At 61.8% G+C, this 15,511-nt stretch carries 14 protein-coding genes; 2 read left to right on the forward strand and 12 right to left on the reverse strand.

The annotated features are described in order from the left end of the window. Window positions 1-5: 5 nt before the first annotated feature. From PSH73_RS16090 to PSH73_RS16105, 4 genes are all read right to left on the reverse strand, one after another. Window positions 6-785, reverse strand: coding sequence for a hypothetical protein (locus PSH73_RS16090; protein ID WP_169990059.1), 780 nt, complete (start codon window positions 783-785; stop codon window positions 6-8). Further along, on the reverse strand, window positions 782-1,612 hold the full coding sequence (locus PSH73_RS16095) for a DUF4123 domain-containing protein (protein ID WP_057438502.1): 831 nt from the start codon (window positions 1,610-1,612) through the stop codon (window positions 782-784). Before PSH73_RS16095 ends, PSH73_RS16090 begins: the two co-directional genes overlap by 4 nt. Continuing rightward, window positions 1,612-3,633 carry a type VI secretion system tip protein VgrG gene (locus PSH73_RS16100; protein WP_198799576.1) on the reverse strand — a complete coding sequence of 674 codons (2,022 nt, stop codon included), beginning with the start codon at window positions 3,631-3,633 and terminating at the stop codon, window positions 1,612-1,614. Before PSH73_RS16100 ends, PSH73_RS16095 begins: the two co-directional genes overlap by 1 nt. A gap of 290 nt (window positions 3,634-3,923) precedes the next feature. Beyond that, window positions 3,924-4,895, reverse strand: a complete 972-nt coding sequence (locus PSH73_RS16105) for a diaminopimelate epimerase (protein WP_120733559.1) — start codon at window positions 4,893-4,895, stop codon at window positions 3,924-3,926. A gap of 217 nt (window positions 4,896-5,112) precedes the next feature. Here PSH73_RS16105 and PSH73_RS16110 point away from each other — a divergent pair, with 217 nt between their 5' ends. Then, complete coding sequence (locus PSH73_RS16110; protein ID WP_057959080.1) at window positions 5,113-5,775, forward strand: carboxymuconolactone decarboxylase family protein; 663 nt, start codon at window positions 5,113-5,115, stop codon at window positions 5,773-5,775. A 259-nt stretch (window positions 5,776-6,034) separates the two neighbouring features. Then, complete coding sequence (locus PSH73_RS16115; protein ID WP_198792685.1) at window positions 6,035-7,186, forward strand: MFS transporter; 1,152 nt, start codon at window positions 6,035-6,037, stop codon at window positions 7,184-7,186. A gap of 12 nt (window positions 7,187-7,198) precedes the next feature. Here the strand turns inward: PSH73_RS16115 and PSH73_RS16120 are convergent, their stop codons facing one another. From PSH73_RS16120 to PSH73_RS16155, 8 genes are all read right to left on the reverse strand, one after another. Continuing rightward, window positions 7,199-7,813, reverse strand: coding sequence for a type III secretion effector protein (locus PSH73_RS16120; RefSeq protein ID WP_169990056.1), 615 nt, complete (start codon window positions 7,811-7,813; stop codon window positions 7,199-7,201). Further along, window positions 7,803-8,177 (reverse strand): hypothetical protein, encoded by a 375-nt coding sequence (locus PSH73_RS16125; protein ID WP_152987925.1) that lies wholly within the window; start codon window positions 8,175-8,177, stop codon window positions 7,803-7,805. Before PSH73_RS16125 ends, PSH73_RS16120 begins: the two co-directional genes overlap by 11 nt. 145 nt (window positions 8,178-8,322) lie before the next feature. Beyond that, window positions 8,323-8,670, reverse strand: a complete 348-nt coding sequence (locus PSH73_RS16130; protein WP_152987924.1) for a hypothetical protein — start codon at window positions 8,668-8,670, stop codon at window positions 8,323-8,325. Window positions 8,671-8,906: 236 nt separating this feature from the next. After that, window positions 8,907-9,749, reverse strand: a complete 843-nt coding sequence (locus PSH73_RS16135) for a hypothetical protein (RefSeq protein ID WP_233092104.1) — start codon at window positions 9,747-9,749, stop codon at window positions 8,907-8,909. Between the two features lie 307 nt (window positions 9,750-10,056). After that, window positions 10,057-12,453 (reverse strand): TonB-dependent receptor, encoded by a 2,397-nt coding sequence (locus tag PSH73_RS16140; protein ID WP_216312565.1) that lies wholly within the window; start codon window positions 12,451-12,453, stop codon window positions 10,057-10,059. A gap of 84 nt (window positions 12,454-12,537) precedes the next feature. Further along, window positions 12,538-13,506: a FecR family protein gene (locus PSH73_RS16145; RefSeq protein WP_305462720.1), complete on the reverse strand. Its 969-nt coding sequence runs from the start codon at window positions 13,504-13,506 to the stop codon at window positions 12,538-12,540. Between the two features lie 32 nt (window positions 13,507-13,538). After that, a complete protein-coding gene (locus tag PSH73_RS16150; RefSeq protein WP_057438495.1) occupies window positions 13,539-14,039 on the reverse strand; it encodes a sigma-70 family RNA polymerase sigma factor in 501 nt (166 codons plus the stop codon). A gap of 82 nt (window positions 14,040-14,121) precedes the next feature. Beyond that, complete coding sequence (locus PSH73_RS16155; RefSeq protein WP_120733566.1) at window positions 14,122-15,477, reverse strand: MATE family efflux transporter; 1,356 nt, start codon at window positions 15,475-15,477, stop codon at window positions 14,122-14,124. Window positions 15,478-15,511 lie beyond the last annotated feature (34 nt).

A 15,511-nucleotide genomic window follows, 5' to 3' on the forward strand; every position in this document is an offset into this window, starting at 1 on the left:
CCCTGTTAGTTACACGTTGGATAAACATCACAGATACGTCCATCAGGCATTTTTATAGGTTTGAAGTCGGTCGTATTGCCCCGGCAGTACGCGAACATATCTTCGAAACTCTCACCCTGGCACCGCCTCCAGCCGTTTGGAACAGCTACCCAGTTATCGTCAAAGGCAGGTAGCTCTTCGTCAGACAGGTTCAACACCAGCCTGAGTTTTTGCCCCGCCAGTCGATCTCGTTGCACAGCGCCGCCTGCCGACGCTTTACTTGAAAGCCCATTTGCGTCCACTGATCTGCACATGAGGATTTTCCTGATCGCATGCACCGGCCCCACTGTGCGAAAGAACCACCTGCATCGTGCTTGCAACTCCAGCACCCCCGACTCAGGCCTCCCCGGCCCATCCGCGTCTAAACGATCCTGAATATGGATAGCCGCAATATCTCCGCCAACATCCGTATCGCGCGCGCCCCACCGCGCATAAAAATCAAACTCCACGCTGCGCAATACCAACGGGCAGCCCTCGACTGTTTCAGTCAGGGGCAGCGCCTGGGTCACGCGGCTGGCTACCGGGCTGTAGGGAACACTAAAAATCTTCCGCTCGGGCCTTTTGCCTCGACGCCAAGGCAAGGTGCAACGTTCACCTGCTGCGGGGCTGTAGTTAGCGGCGCTTTTAACGCGGAAATTGGCTGGCAAATCCACCTCCAAGGTAAAGCGATCAACGGGCACCACCGCACACCCCGATGTCCAGGCCATACCCAGCACCAGCAGAACTCCACACGCCTGGTTACTCATGCTTGCCCCAACGTGCGCCACTGCTCAGCCACCCGCCTGAAGTGTTCCTCCGGCGCCTCCCCCTTCAGCGGCTGCCACTGAATCACCCTGGGCCCGGTTGCCTCTGCCAAACGCCGCACCACCAAAAACTCCAGTTGCAGAGCGCCGTACCATTGCCAACTGCGGGCCTCGTCCAGTACCTGGGCCAGCCATCCCCCTGGATCCTGGAACTCGACCAACGCCGCAAGGCTTTCGCTGTGTTCGGCCAGCAGGTAGCGCAGGATATTCGCCTGCAAAATGGCCGAGGCCTGGGGGTTGGGGATGTTGAGCCAAGGAGCGGGGTCGGGTATCGGGTACTTTCCGGGCGCTGGGTTGTTGGCGCAGCACCATTGCTCTTCGTGCCAGTAGCAGACGCTGATCAGTGGCCCGAGATAGGCCGGCCATTGCGCTACCGGCACGCTGGTCAGCGCACGCCCCAGGGTGCGGTTGTCGTGGAAACGGTACAGGGCCTGATTGCCCGGTGGCCCCACCAGCATCCGCGCCTGCCAATGCTCGATGACGTCGCCCAGGTCCGCGTCGGGCAAGCTGCCCAGCCAGCCCCAGTTCATCTCAGGGTGCTCGAGCAACCCCACAAGCGCAGGCTCATCGAACTGCTCCACAAGCAGGATCACCGGCCCGTCAGCCGCCAGTGCCGCCACTGCACTGCCACCGTAAAGGCTGCAACATTGCCCCAGGTTGCGAGGCGCCATCAGCGGCTGACGGGCGTTGCTGTTTCCCTCAAGAATCAAACACAGCCGGCGTCCTGCCTGCTGCTGTTGGGTCATCCATTGGCCCGGTGTACGCAGCATCAGGCCGCCCTCCCGCGGATGTCGCACACGCCTTCGCGGCAGCGTTCACATACCGGGCAGAAGTCCGCATCCAGTTGCCGGGCCATGCTCATGACGACAGCCTGGGCCGCTGAAATTTCCGCACCGCTGACGGCCGCACCCGCAGGGCTGGCCGAGCGCGCAACGGCCGGTTGGCCACCCTGGGTAATCGGGCGGCTGCTGAAGATCCCACCGGCCTGGATCAGCACATGCTCGCCTCCGGCCTTGAGGCTCAACTGCGCGCCAGCGTCGATCACCAGGCTGGCACCCGCCTTGAGATGAACCTGTTGCCCTGCCTCGATCACCAGGGCCTGGCCGATATAGGCCAGGCTATCGCCCTGCACCTGGAGGTGATCGCTCGCACCCAGGACCACCTTGCGATCACCACTGACATGTCGCTGTTCGGCGCTTTCCAGGCGCACCGTGCTCGGGCCGCGAATGGTTTCCCGCCGCTCCCCGCCGACTTCCAGGTGGCTGTCACGGCCTACCTGCTGCTGCCAGTCCCGCTGGGCCCGCAGGTAGATAAGCTCTTCACCCAGGCGGTCCTCCAGGTGCAGTTCGTTGCCGCCCGCACCACCGGGGGAACTGCGACTGCGCAATACGCTGCAGGTCTTGTGTTGCGGCAGTGGATAAGGCGGCATGTGCCGCGCATTGGGCAGACAACCGTTGATCAATGGCCGGTCCGGGTCGCCCTCCAGGAAGGTCACCAGCACCTCCATGCCGACCCGGGGCGTCATGATCGCGCCAAAACCGTCGCCCGCCCAGCCGGAGGCCACCCGTACCCAACAACTGCTTTTATCACTGGCCTTGTCCAGGCGATCCCAGTGAAAACGCACCTTCACCCGGCCGTAGGCATCGCAATGCACCTCCTCGCCCACCGGGCCCGTCACAGTGGCTGTCTGGCTGCCGGTAATGGTTGGCTTGGGATGCTTGAGCGCCGGGCGGTGGATCGCACGCCAGGGCGTGGCGTTGAAGCGGTTGCGATAGCCCTGGAACCTGTCGCCAGCGGGCATCGCCTCCTCCAGCGCCTGGGGTTGATACCCCTCGTGACGCACCGACGTAAGCAGCCACAAGTCATTGCAGGCAGGCTGCGGGTGATCGTGCAACGGCAGGAAATGACCACTGCACAACGCCGGTTGATCACTCTTGCCCAAGGCCCGGTGACGGTCGCGCTGATGGCGCTCCAGGCTGCGACGCGCCAATTGCACACCCCGCGCATGGCCGGTAAACCCGGCGGGGTAATGGTAGTCCTCAAGAGGCAGCACCGATGCAGCCCCGGCGTGTTCCTGCAAACGCCGTGAAGGATGCTCGAAGTCGTGATCACGGCGCACTGCCTGGCGGCTGCGCGTCGCCAGGCGCACATCGAAACGCTGGATCACCCGTGCCTCGGCGGCCGGCCCGTTGGCAGGGCGATAACGCTGTGCAGGCAGGCGACGGAACACCGTCTGGTCATCCCCAAACACCAATACATGGGCGTCCGGGCTGTGGCGAAAGTGGTAGTGAATCCCCTCCTCCTCACACAGCCTCTGGAGGAAGTGCAGGTCGGTTTCCGCGTATTGCACACAGAACGTGCGGGGCGGATAGACCACCGGACCCAACTCGAAGGCATACGCGTCGGCCAGGATGCCGTGGTGCTCGAGCACGGCCGCGATGATCTGCGGCACGCTGCGTTGTTGAAAGATGCGCTGGTCGCGCCGATGCTCCAGCCACGCCAGGCGCGGCGCCAGGGTCAGGCGATAACGAGTGAGCCGGCCCCCGGGGTCATCGCGACCGACGGCATACACCTGCCCGTGCAAACCTTCGCCCATTTCACCGAAGCCTAGATAGGCCGGCTGGTGCAGCAATGCTTCTAGGTCAAGGCCGGGGTTTTCGCTGACCAGTTGCACTTCGATGAAGTAGGGCTGGTCAAGGGCTTCGCGGCCTTTGAATGCCAGTACTTGGAAGTCTGTCTCCATGCCTTGAACAATAAAGTTGAAACGTGACGAAACAAACGCACTCACCATCCGTTGTTACCCGCCATCCACTATCTGACTGAAATACTCCCTCCCGCCAAACAAAAAACCTGCGGCCAAAGAAGTGCCTGAACGCTCTAAAGATTAGCGAGATCCACGAGAATTCGGCGCTTTGAAAATAAAAAAGAAGTTTCGTACGGACACAATGGAAGTCTCTTTTACAAGATGAGAAATCCTCAAAACAAAGCAAGCCCTAACAGCAGGAACTTCCTTACGCGACGCTTCAAACAATAACTAAACAATAAAGAAACAACTGACACTTAGTTAAGCCATCACGTACCTCAGCCTTGAAGCATCGCGGTCCCGAACAGGCTGACACCCAGCAGCGCATCTGCCTGAACGTGCAAGCGTACTGGCGCCGTACCGCCCGGCATCACCACGGCCACCTCTCCCGCCTCGACCCAACCCGCCCGCCATGCCGCACAGGCCACTGCGCTGGCACTGGTCCCGGAGGATGCCGTGGGCCCCTCACCGCGCTCGAACACCCGGGCAATCAGCCGATTGGCAGAGTCTCGCGCTGCCCATTGCAGGTTGACCCCGGCCGCACAGGGCCGGCCATCACCTGCGGGAGGAGCGAAGGCAATCGCTTTCAACGGCTCGAACAGATCAGGTTGGTGCATCTGCCGATTGTCCGGCAAGGCCGATACGTGTTCGACCAAGGTCACGCAATGGGGGTTGCCGATACGCACAAATTGGCTGCGGGTCCATTGCGGGTTGATCGCAGCCAGCTCATTCACTGGGCCAGGCTCGGCGCTTTCCGGCCCCATCGCTGCCACTGCCTGCGGCCCGAATGCTGGCTGCCCCAGTGCCAGCCAGAACCCATGGAGCTCCCCATAGACCGCCGGTTCAACCCCGGTCACCAGCGGCGTCACCCCATCAGGTTGATCGTGGTGTACCCGTAGCTCGCAGGCCTGGGTCATCAGCCCCGCGTCCGTCAGGGCCTGGGCAAAGATCGTCAAGCCATTGCCGCTGCGCTCGGCCAGGGAACCGTCGGTATTGACGATCAGCAGGTCATACGGCGGTGCAGCCTGGAACGGCCCGACCAGCAAACCGTCGCAGCGAAAGGCCTTGGCCTCGGCTGGGCGCAGCGACGTCCCCCAGCCACATTCGGACGCTATCGCCAGCCCCGTCCACGCCTGGCGAGTGCTGGCGGCCAGGGCGGCGTTATCGGGCACGGCAATGCCCCGGCTGCGCAACAGGGCCGGGCTGGCCACACCGTAGATATTGCCGCGAGCGTCGTAGAACAGGGTCATTGTGAGATCACCTCAGCATCCGCCGATGGTCAGCCATGGGAAAAGTGCCTGGCGATTGTGGGCGATCTCAGCGTAGGACACCAACAGCGAGCGCGCCGAGCATGGCAAAAAAACCAGCGCGCCCTACACTACTGCGTCGCTGGATGGACGTTTTCATCAGGCCGAAGTCCGTGCGCAGTCGAGCAAACGCCGTCCTCATTTTCCTGGAGGATGCACCATGAAGACACTTGCCCCGCAGAGCCCCGTTGAAACGCTTTACCGCGCCGGCCGCAAAACATTCATTGAGCGGGTACCGGATGGCGGCGCACGCCTGGATGCGTTGTTCCATACCGCGCCGGCCCTGGGCGAATTGGCGGTCGGTGTGGTGTACGGCTATCTGCACGAGCGCCCGGGCCTTGATCCGCGCTTGCAGGAAGCAGCGATCTTTGCCGCGATCGTCGCCGCCGGTATGGTCGGCCCGCCGTTGAGCGTGCATTTCAAGACCAGCCTGGCCCAAGGCCTGGCGCCTGGGGAGCTGACTGAACTGCTGCTGGTGGCCTCGGCCTTTACCGGTTTCCCCCGTGCCGTCGCCACCGCCGAGCAGCTCAACCTGCTGTTCACCGCAGCCAACCTGCCCTCGCCGCCACCACCGCCGCCACGGGCCGTGGCAGTAGCGTTTTGCGACAGTGTGCGCCGGGGCCAGCCGTCATTCCCGGTGGACGCCCAGGCTCGAAAGCTGCTGCGCAAACCCCATAAGCTATCGCTGCACGCCACGGCTGCGGATCGGGTGCTGGTGGAGAGTTACATCGGCCAGGAAACCACGCCCCGTGGCACCCTCCTGGTGCGGGTCGCTGGCGCCGACGTGGTGCAAGTCAGGGCATATCTCCCAACCCCCAACTGACCCACGCGCAGAAGTGGCCTGGAAGGTGGTAATCCTGTGCAAGCAGCCTGGGGTTCAACGCTACTCACAGGGATTACGCACCCTCCAGGCCACCTCAAGCAGGCCCGATAACCTCTGTGTGGTGATCCACGGTAAAAGTGTTCCGTGTTGTCAGTAAAAACTTCGCGGCCCGCAAGGGAACCTGGCTCGCTCGATAGGGCCTGATGTGCAAGGATGTCGCGCTGGACATCGTTCGCTGAACGCAAAACCAAGGATATTCATGACTGCCATCCCCCCCCAGGCGCCTGTGGTTCCGGGACGCCTGGAACAAATGTCGACCCGTATCGCGTTTTTTATTGCCGGCTTCGGCATCGCGGCCTGGGCACCGTTGGTCCCCTATGCCAAGGCCCGCGCGCAGCTCAACGAAGGCACCCTGGGCCTGTTGCTGTTGTGCCTGGGAGTGGGGTCGATCATTGCCATGCCGGTGGCCGGCGCGCTGGCGTCACGCTTCGGCTGCCGCCGCGTGTTGAGCGCCGGGACGCTGCTGCTCTGCGTGGCCTTGCCGATGCTGGCCACGGTCAGCTCGATACCCTTGCTGATGGCCGGATTGTTTCTGTTTGGTGCAGGCCTGGGCACGGTGGACTCCACCGTCAACCTGCAGGCAGTGATTGTTGAGCGGGCCAGTGGCAAAACCATGATGTCGGGCTTCCATGGGCTGTTCAGCCTGGGGGGGATTGTGGGGGCGGCAGGTGTCAGTGCGCTGCTCGGCCTGGGGCTGTCACCGCTTTCGGCCACCCTGGTGGTTATCGTGATTACCCTGGGCGCCTTGCTCAAGGCGGCCCCGCACTTGTTGCCCTACGGCAGCGAAAGCTCCGGCCCGCCCTTCGCCATCCCCCATGGGGTGGTGCTGTTTATCGGCTGCCTGTGTTTTATCGTATTCCTGGCAGAGGGTGCCGTGCTCGATTGGAGCGCGGTGTTTCTCAGTGACGAACGCGGCCTCGACGAAGCCTACGCGGGCCTGGGTTATGCGGCGTTTGCCTTGACCATGACCCTCGGCCGCCTGACCGGCGATGCCATTGTGCGCCGCCTGGGTGCCAAACGGGTGATCGTGATCGGTGGTTTGCTGGCCACCGCCGGCATGCTGCTGGCCACCCTGCTCCCGGCATGGGAAACCGCCCTGCTGGGTTATGCCCTGGTCGGTGCCGGCTGTTCGAATATCGTGCCGGTGCTGTACACCGCGGTGGGCAAGCAAACGGTCATGCCGGAGCACATTGCGGTGCCCGCCATTACCACCCTGGGATATGCCGGTATTCTCGCAGGCCCCGCGCTGATTGGTTTTATCGCCCACGGCAGCAGCCTGAGCGTGGCCTTTGTGTTGATCGCCGTGCTGCTGTTGGCGGTGGCGATCAGCGGCAAAATACTGCGGGTGTAAGGCCCCCAGGCGCTACAGGTCTCTAGTGTTTTCAAGCCAGCCGTCAAGGTCTTTGTTGCTCAGCCATCCCTTCTGGTAATGACTACCGTAAATACGTCGCCAGCCAGAATGGATGCGTTCCAGGGAACTCAAAAGCCTGGGACGGTCCACCAGGTTTTTTGACATATACACCAGTTGTTCGCTGTACATTTTTTTCGGTAACCCCGTGGCAGGGTCTCGGATAACGGCACCGTTCTGGTCCGTTTCATCCGGATCCTTACTGATTGACACAAGCCGTTCGATCTGGACGTAGCCGACACTCTCAAAAAAGCCCGTGCGGTCCCGGGATCTGTCACGCAGTTCATCAAAAGCGGCCCTGAACGCCAGCACCAACTCGACATTGGTCTTGGCGTGAAAAGGATCCGGACTGAAGGCATTGGGGTCGCTGTTGCCAAACACACCCTGTACCGCCCGCTCCAGACTTTGCCGCGTTATAAACCCCTCTTCGTCAAGGATCGCTTCGATCAACCGCGGGCGCTGGACCAGTGCCCTGGCCAGCAGAATGGCGTTGTTGAGCGCCGGTGTGTCAGTCATTTTTGCACTGGCAATTCGCCGCAGCGACGACAGTTTCAGTCCTTCATTTTTCATGAAAATTTTCCAGCACGGAAAAATGGTCACCCAGCGCCTTGACTAACTGGCGGTCCGGCAATTGGGTGTAGGGGTTCACATTGGGGGTACGCGTCGAGGGCGCGTTTCTCAGCTCCTGATGATGCAGCATGACCTCATCGGGCGTGGCCCACCGCAACGGGCGGCGGAATCCCGAAGAGCGGATAGTGCTGGGCAAAGGTTGATTATCGGCCTGCCAGCCACGCGGCGTGGTCTCGCTTGAAGCAGCATGAGCTTTCTGTTGTGCGTCATCCGGTATCGCTTCATGGCGGCTCGTAACATCGGGCCGCAGGAGAGGTACCCCACCGTCAATTGCCATGTTCATATCCACCTTTTCTAGATCCATACTCAGACCGGCTGCCACCACCGTCAGTGCAAGGGTGGGTTTCCAGCAAGCGCAAAGTATGTGGCCAACCACCGGCAATGGTTCCGGGGCACCCGATCAATTTCGATGTCTGTATGTAAACAATGGTCAGTCCTGGGCGCGGCCCTCAGTCAGGTTCTCGGGGCGACAATGCTCCTGATCGAGAACCGCCCAGCAAGGCTTTTATGGCATTGATCAACCCGCTCGTCGTACCCGCAGGCGTCTGCATGGTGGTGGTTGGGACGGCAGTGGCGCGGTAGGACTGCATGCCTTTGGCGAAGTCATCCGCCGCCGGGGCCTTGAAGGTGTACTGGCCGGAAAAATTCCTTACCCGTTGGGCTTCGGTGCCTTCCCCTCCCGGCACAGCCTGATTCTGGGCATCGAAAAGTTGTCTCTGCGTCGTGTTTTCGCAAGGTGGAGCAAGAAGGGATTGCGGCAGGCCGGGAGTTTGAGTTCCAAACGACGTTGAAGTCATGTCAACACCCTCTCTTTGAGTGAAACTGCCGGCGTCATAAAGGCCGTCAGATACACGTTATGTGGCAAACCGCTGAAAACAGTTCCTGATCAGCGAAGTGGCAGGCGATAAGTGGACACGTGCAGCCCCAGCCAGAGCGGTCATCCGCAAGACTGGCAACCCTGGTCGAACCGGGAAATACCGCGAAAGACTCGCGGCGCTTCCCGGTTGTGTGCTCCCAGTGCAATACCGGCGGTTTAATGGGACAACTTCTTCAACCCACGCTTGCTGATCCTGCCGTCATAGTCGGGGCTAGCAACGTTGTCCATTTGTTGCAGCAAGTTGGAGCGGTTGAAGACCTCCCTCGCCAGGTGGGTGAGTTGGTCCCGATGAGGGTTACCTGTCAACGGGCGCTGGGCCCTGGCATTGAGATCGGCGACCTTGATGTCTTTGCTCCAGAAACTGCCTTTGAGCTGATTGAAATTCTTCAGCATGTCCTTGGCGAGTTGTTCATCGTCCTTGTACTTCAAGGGGTTATCAGAGCGGATGACGTCATAGATGTTTTGACGGCTGATCTGAGCATCCAGCCCCCCCGTACGACCATCACGGTCAAGCGCTTTGAGCAGGTCCGGACGCTTCATGATTTCCCTGGCCAGCCGGATGTCCTGATTCTTGTGCGGGTACTTTGTCAGGGGTGTTTCAGCCTTTGCTTTCAACCCCTGCGGCGTAATGTAGTCCGGGTTTTTCGGATCGTTGAACGCCTTGAAATTATCCAGAAGTTGCTGGGCCAACTGATCATGGCTGCGCTTTGAATAGATCGGATCGGGTTGCTGCGGGAAGGGCCTTGGCGGCGGGCTCCCAGGGAGCGGGGGCCTGCCCCCCCGGGCGGCATCGGCCTGTACGCCGGCGGCGCCTTGTGCCATCGGCTGTGCAGCCGCAAACACCGGCCCAGACTTGCTCTCTGGCCCGCTGAAACTAGGCCCCTTGGCGGCTGGCCCGGCGGCCGACGCCGCAGCGCCCGTGGTGTTGGCCTCGGCCTCGTGACGCATGGCGTCATTCGGTAGATTGACGACAGGCTGATTGAACGCAGGTACCGACATAATGTTCTCCAGTGCGGCTTGTTGACACGATGTACCTCACCGTCCGAAGCACCCAGGCGATAAATTGATCACCGGATGTCTGTGCACAGTGGGCTAATTGTGTATGTGGCGGACTGGGGGAGTTCGGTTCCGGAAAGCGACGAAAATCGCCTAAAAAAGGTAGGAAGCCCGCCAACGTCCCCTTCAACCTCGGCTGAAGGATCGTAAGGAGCAAGAGAAAGGCCAAGAGGAAAAGCGCGTGGAAGGGCGTCAGCAGCGACGCCCCCCATCAATAGAAAAATCGTCGCCGGCAGGCGACGATTCCCCGTCAGAACCCCACGCTCGCCTGTACAAAGAAGGTGCGTGGCTCACCCAGGTAAATCCCGGCGTTGTTGTCGCTGGAACGGGTGAAGTGCTGCTGGTCAAACACGTTTTTCACCCCGACACCCAACTTCAGGTTCGACAGTTGCGGGCCGAAGTCATAGCCACTGCGCACATTGACGGAAACATACCCCGGGATATCCCCGTACTGGCCGTCGGCGGTCGGTTCGGTGATATAGGTGTTGGTGGTGCCTGGCGCGCGCTGGCCGGACTGGGCATACGCGTCCAGGTTATGGGTCCAGTGATTGACGGCATAACGCAGCCCCAGGGTCGCCACTTGCCGGGAGTACAACGGCAGGTCACGGCCCTTGAACGCCACATCACCTTCAGCGGTCGCCTTGGTGTAGGTAAAGCCGGCATTGGCACTCAGGCCCTCCAGACGTGGGTCGAGGTCGGCCAGGTCGTAATGGGCCGAAGCTTCGATACCCGTGTGTTTGGTCGCGCCCAGGTTGGTCCAGCCCACGTCATTGCTGACGTATTGCAACTCATCGGAGAAGTCGATGTAAAACAGCGTCACTTCGCCGCCCCAGACGTTGTCGTTGTAGCGGGTGCCGATCTCGTAGGTCTTGGCCTTTTCCGGTTGCAGGCCGTTGGCCGTCTGGTCGCCATTTCCGCCCTGGCCCAGCTGGAAATACTGCAGGCTGCCGAAGGATGTTTCATAGTTGGCGAACAGCTTCCAGGCATCGGACACGTGGTACATCACGCTCAGCGCCGGCAACGGTTCGTTGTTCTTGATCGCGCGGTGCTTCTCCTGGGTGCGGGAACCATTGAGCGCCACCACCGGGCGGTCATGCCATTGGGTGCGGATGCTTTCAAAGCGGATACCGGGGGTAATCGTCCACTTGCCCACGTCGATCTTGTCATCAATATAGAACGCGTTGGCCTCAGTGCCACCGGTGCGGTCCTGGTACACATGGCCGTCACTCTGGCCACCCGGCGTCGGCACGTTGTTGATCAGGTTGAGACTGGTGGCCTGCTCGTGCATGCCTTCTTTCAAGTAGCGATAGCCGATACTGGCTTCCTGGGTGGTCGGGCCCAGCTCGAACACATGGGACACCCGTGGCTCGATGCCGAACGTGTAGTAGGTCCGCGGGTAGGAGCTGAGGGTTTTCAGGTCACGGTTGGCGATGTTGCTGCCCCGGAAACTGTCGGAATAATAGGTCAGCACTTCGGCCTGGGTGCGGTCGTCGATCTGGCGGATGTACTTGAAGGACACATCCTTGCGCCGGCCACTGAAGTTGTCCCAGTCGCGCACCGACTGGTAAGGGTTGGCGTCGAACTGCTTCTGGGTCAGGCCGCCGGGCATGTCGGCGCTGGCGTCGTAGTAATGGAAATTGAGGGTGAAATCGTCTTGATCGGTCGGCGCCCAGTGGGTCTTGAGGATCACATCGTCAATGTCGTTCCCGTTGTTGCTGTCGCGATAACCGTTGCCATTGACCCCGGAATACAGGAGCGCCATGCCAATGCCGTTGTCTGCGGTGCCGCCGATAAAAGCGTTGTCGACATGTTTCCAGCCGCCATGGGACGAGGTCTGCAGGGTGGTGCCGACTTCACCGGAAAAGGTCTCGGGGATCGCCCGGGTCACGAAGTTGATCACGCCGCCGACGTTCTGTGGGCCATACCGCACGGAACCGGCGCCGCGTACCACGTCGATGCTCTCCAGGTTACCGGCGGAAATCGGTGCCATCGACAACTGGGGCTGGCCATAGGGTGCGAACGCCGCAGGAATGCCGTCGATCAACACTGTGGAGCGCGGCGACAAGCGCGATGTCAGACCGCGTACGCCGACGTTGAGGGAAATATCGCTGCCACCGGTACCGTTGGATTCCTGCACCTGCACCCCAGGCACCCGGCGCAGCACGTCACCGACGTTCATCGCGCCCTGCTCTACCATAGCCTCGCGCCGGATCACGGTACGCGCGCCGGGATGGTTCTGCACCACTTCGGCGTTGGCATCGCCCAGCCAGTCGCCCACCACCTGGATCGCGGTCGTGCCAAGTTCCAGGGGGGAACCGGCTTCACCGGTGCCAGTGGCGAGGGGATGCAATGTCACCGAACCCGAGTCGATCTGGTAGTCCAGGCCGCTGCCTTGCAGCAACTGGCGCAGGGCCTGCTCCGGCGACAGGTTGCCATCGACGGCCGGGGCTTGTTTGCCGGCCACCATCTGCGGGCTGAAAAACACTTGCAGTGAGGTTTGCTGGCCCAATTGGCTCAGTGCCGCCCCCAGTGGCTGGGCCTTGATGTGGATGGCATCGTCGGCATAGGCCGCAGTACTGATCGCCAGGGCCAGGGCCAATGGCGCCCAGCGGGCAGTTTTATTGTTGTTCGCAGCGAGTTTTGTCACGTCGTAATCCCAAGAAAGCGCGGCTGTTAATGCAAACCAGTTGCAGTTGGACAAGAAGACGAAGAACTCGGAAAAAACCTGAACCTAGCGTGAAATTATTTCCTGGCTACCGTCGGGCAGCGTGCGCAGGGCCACCGGCAGAATGTGCGGCAGGGCCTTGAGCAAGGCATCGGTGTCATCGGATTTGAACACGCTGGTCAGGCGCAGCTCGCTGGCGGCAGCGCTGACCCGCAAGGGTTTTTCGCGGTAGCGCGAGACTTCCCGGGCCACCTCGGCCAGGCTGGCATCGTTGAACACCAGCTTGCCGGTCTGCCAGGCCAGCAGTGCCTGGGCGTTGACCGGGCGGGCCGCCGCGACCGCGCCCTGACGGTCGATCGAGGTACCGAGGCCGGCGGTCAGGGTGACCGCTGGCTGGGCAGCCTGCCCTTGTACCTTGACCGTTCCGGCCTCGACCACCACGCGGGTCTGGTCATCGTCGCGGCGCACGTCAAACCGGGTCCCGGTGACCGTCACCTGCCCTGCCCCGGCCTGCACCACAAAAGGCCGGTGAGTGTCGTGCTCAACGCTGAACAGCGCTTCACCCTGCTTGAGTTCGATCCCACGCCGGCCCTTTTCGTAATGCACCGCCACCACGCTACGGCTGTTGAGGTCCATCAGCGAGCCATCCGGCAACGCCACCTGTCGCTGCTCGCCCAACCCGGTGCTGAATTCCGCCTCATAGCCGCGCGGGTGGTCCAGGCCACTGAACAACCCAAGGCCGACGGCCACCGCCAGCACGCTGGCCGCCATGGCATAGCCCGCGGCCCCGCGACGCTTGCGCGGCACAGGCCTATCGAGCAGGGCCTGCAAACGCACCTTGGGCAGCAGGTCGGCGGCGCTCCACAGCCCCTGCAGCACCTCGAACTCATACTGGTGCGCGGGATGCTCCCTACACCAACTGTCAAAAAGACCCTGGTCCTCAACGCTCAGGGGCGGGTCCTGCAGACGCACAAACCACTGCGCCGCCTCGTCGCGCACCGTTGCGCTGCCACAGGCACACTCGCGGGTATCCATCATGGAAGGTCCTGTTTCAAAGCGGGCATTGGTCATGGGGCCAGCGCATCCAGGCGCTCGCGCAGATGCCGCAGGGTGCGGATCATATACTTTTCCACCATGTTTTTAGAAAGCCCCAGGCGCTCGGCGATTTCCTGTTGGGTCATGCCTTCGATTTTTTGCCAGATGAAAATCCTGCGGCAATTGAGGGGCAATTCGGCCAGGGCCCGCTCGATGGAGTCCGCCAACTGGACGGCGTGCATGAAATGCTCCGGGTCGCCACTGTGCGGCGCACTCTGGTCAAGGCCTTGCAGTTCCAGTGCTTCGCGCCGGTCTGCACGCCGATAGGCATCCACCGCGATATTGCGCGCCGTCTGGTGCAAATAGGCACGCGGCTGCTCGACCCGCGCCGACTTGGACTCCAATACCCGCACAAACGTATCGTGGGCCAGGTCCTCGGCCTGCTGGCGATTGCGCAAGCGACGCGTCCAGGTCCCGACCAACTCTTCGTAGTACGCGAAAAAGCCTGGTCTGCGGGGCGGCTGGGGAGTCATCGACGGTGCACTGGGTAGGCGGGGCGTGAATAGTAATGCTTCCTATTAATGGGAGCAATTACTGACCGTCGCCTCGCCCTCTCTAGACCAACCGCTTGATCTGCTTATGCCGCCACACCAACCGGTAATACGCCGTCTGCAACCCCAACATCACCAGGTAAGTCACCGGAAACGCCATCCACACCCCTTCCAGGCCAAAGCGTGCATTGAGCAGGTACGCCACCGGCAGTTCCACGCCCAGCACGCAGAAGATCGAAATCGCCACCGGCATCAGCACCACGCCACTGGCGCGCATGATGCCGCCAATCACTGCCTGGAAGCCGAACACCAGAATGCTCCAGAGCATGATGTGCAGCAGGTGTTCGGCCTGGACCCGCGCCTGATCATCGGTGATGAACAGGCCCAGTAGCCAGTGGGACAAGGCGTAGCCCAGCACGATCAGGCCTCCGGTCAGGCACAGGTTGATCGCAAGCCCGGTGCGCAGGATCGGCCCGATGCGTTCCAGGCGCCCGGCGCCAATAGCCTGGGCGCCGAGGATCGAGGCGGTGATGGCGATCGACAGCGCCGGGAACTGCACATAGTTGACGATCTGCGTCACCGCGCCATACGCCGCCGTGGCCTGGGAGCCGTGGCCGTTGACCAGTGCCAGGATCACCAGCTCCGACAACGACAGCACCACCATCTGCAAGCCGGTGGGCAGGCCGATGCGCAGGACTTTGCCGAGGATCGCCCGGTCCAGGCGCAAGGCCGCCAGTAATGCGCGGTCCGGCGCCATCACATGGTTTTTATGGCGCAGGCGCAGCACCAGAAACAGCATGGCCACGGCGTTGGCCACCAGGCCGGCATAGGCCGCGCTCTGGATGCCCATGGGCGCCAGCCCCAGCCAGCCGCGGATCAGGGCCGGGGTCAGCACCAGGCCGACCACCGTTGAAACCATCAGCGCCAGCAACGGCGACACCGTATCGCTCACGCCTCGCAGCAATTGGGTGTAGAGGATGAACACCAGCAGCAACGGCATGATCAGCATCATCACCTGGGCATAGCCGACGGCGTCGTCCAGCACATCCAGCGGCGTGCCCAGCGCGTGCATGGCCGGGCGGGCGAACAGGCTGCCGAGCACGGCGGCGAGAATCCCGATCAACGCCCCCAGGGTCAGGGTCGCGCCGGTGATGACCTTGACCAGTGCGGTTTCCCCCGCGCCCCAGGCCTGGCCGATCAGCACCGAGGCGCCCGCCCCCAGGCCAATCACCAGGGCGATAAAAAAGAACACGATGGGAAACATCCCCGACACCGCCGCCAGCGCCTGGGTGCCGAGCATCTGCCCGACATAAATGCCATTGAGGGTGCCGGAAAAACTCTGGAGGAAGTTGGACAGCACCATCGGCGCAAGAAAGAACAGGTACACCTGCCACAACGGGCGTTGCAAAGGGTTCTGCATGAAAAGCGGGGCCTCGGAATGACACAGCGACCGA

This window comes from Pseudomonas sp. FP2294 (genome assembly GCF_030687625.1).
GTDB classification, from domain to species: Bacteria; Pseudomonadota; Gammaproteobacteria; order Pseudomonadales; family Pseudomonadaceae; genus Aquipseudomonas; species Aquipseudomonas shahriarae.

Coding starts and splice junctions, on each gene's coding strand:
- PSH73_RS16090 (WP_169990059.1), bottom strand. CDS start 785: ATGAGTAACCAGGCGTGTGGAGTTCTGCTGGTGCTGGGTATGGCCTGG.
- PSH73_RS16095 (WP_057438502.1), bottom strand. CDS start 1,612: ATGCTGCGTACACCGGGCCAATGGATGACCCAACAGCAGCAGGCAGGA.
- PSH73_RS16100 (WP_198799576.1), bottom strand. CDS start 3,633: ATGGTGAGTGCGTTTGTTTCGTCACGTTTCAACTTTATTGTTCAAGGC.
- PSH73_RS16105 (WP_120733559.1), bottom strand. CDS start 4,895: ATGACCCTGTTCTACGACGCTCGCGGCAATATCTACGGTGTGGCCAGC.
- PSH73_RS16110 (WP_057959080.1), top strand. CDS start 5,113: ATGAAGACACTTGCCCCGCAGAGCCCCGTTGAAACGCTTTACCGCGCC.
- PSH73_RS16115 (WP_198792685.1), top strand. CDS start 6,035: ATGACTGCCATCCCCCCCCAGGCGCCTGTGGTTCCGGGACGCCTGGAA.
- PSH73_RS16120 (WP_169990056.1), bottom strand. CDS start 7,813: ATGAAAAATGAAGGACTGAAACTGTCGTCGCTGCGGCGAATTGCCAGT.
- PSH73_RS16125 (WP_152987925.1), bottom strand. CDS start 8,177: ATGGATCTAGAAAAGGTGGATATGAACATGGCAATTGACGGTGGGGTA.
- PSH73_RS16130 (WP_152987924.1), bottom strand. CDS start 8,670: ATGACTTCAACGTCGTTTGGAACTCAAACTCCCGGCCTGCCGCAATCC.
- PSH73_RS16135 (WP_233092104.1), bottom strand. CDS start 9,749: ATGTCGGTACCTGCGTTCAATCAGCCTGTCGTCAATCTACCGAATGAC.
- PSH73_RS16145 (WP_305462720.1), bottom strand. CDS start 13,506: ATGGATACCCGCGAGTGTGCCTGTGGCAGCGCAACGGTGCGCGACGAG.
- PSH73_RS16150 (WP_057438495.1), bottom strand. CDS start 14,039: ATGACTCCCCAGCCGCCCCGCAGACCAGGCTTTTTCGCGTACTACGAA.
- PSH73_RS16155 (WP_120733566.1), bottom strand. CDS start 15,477: ATGCAGAACCCTTTGCAACGCCCGTTGTGGCAGGTGTACCTGTTCTTT.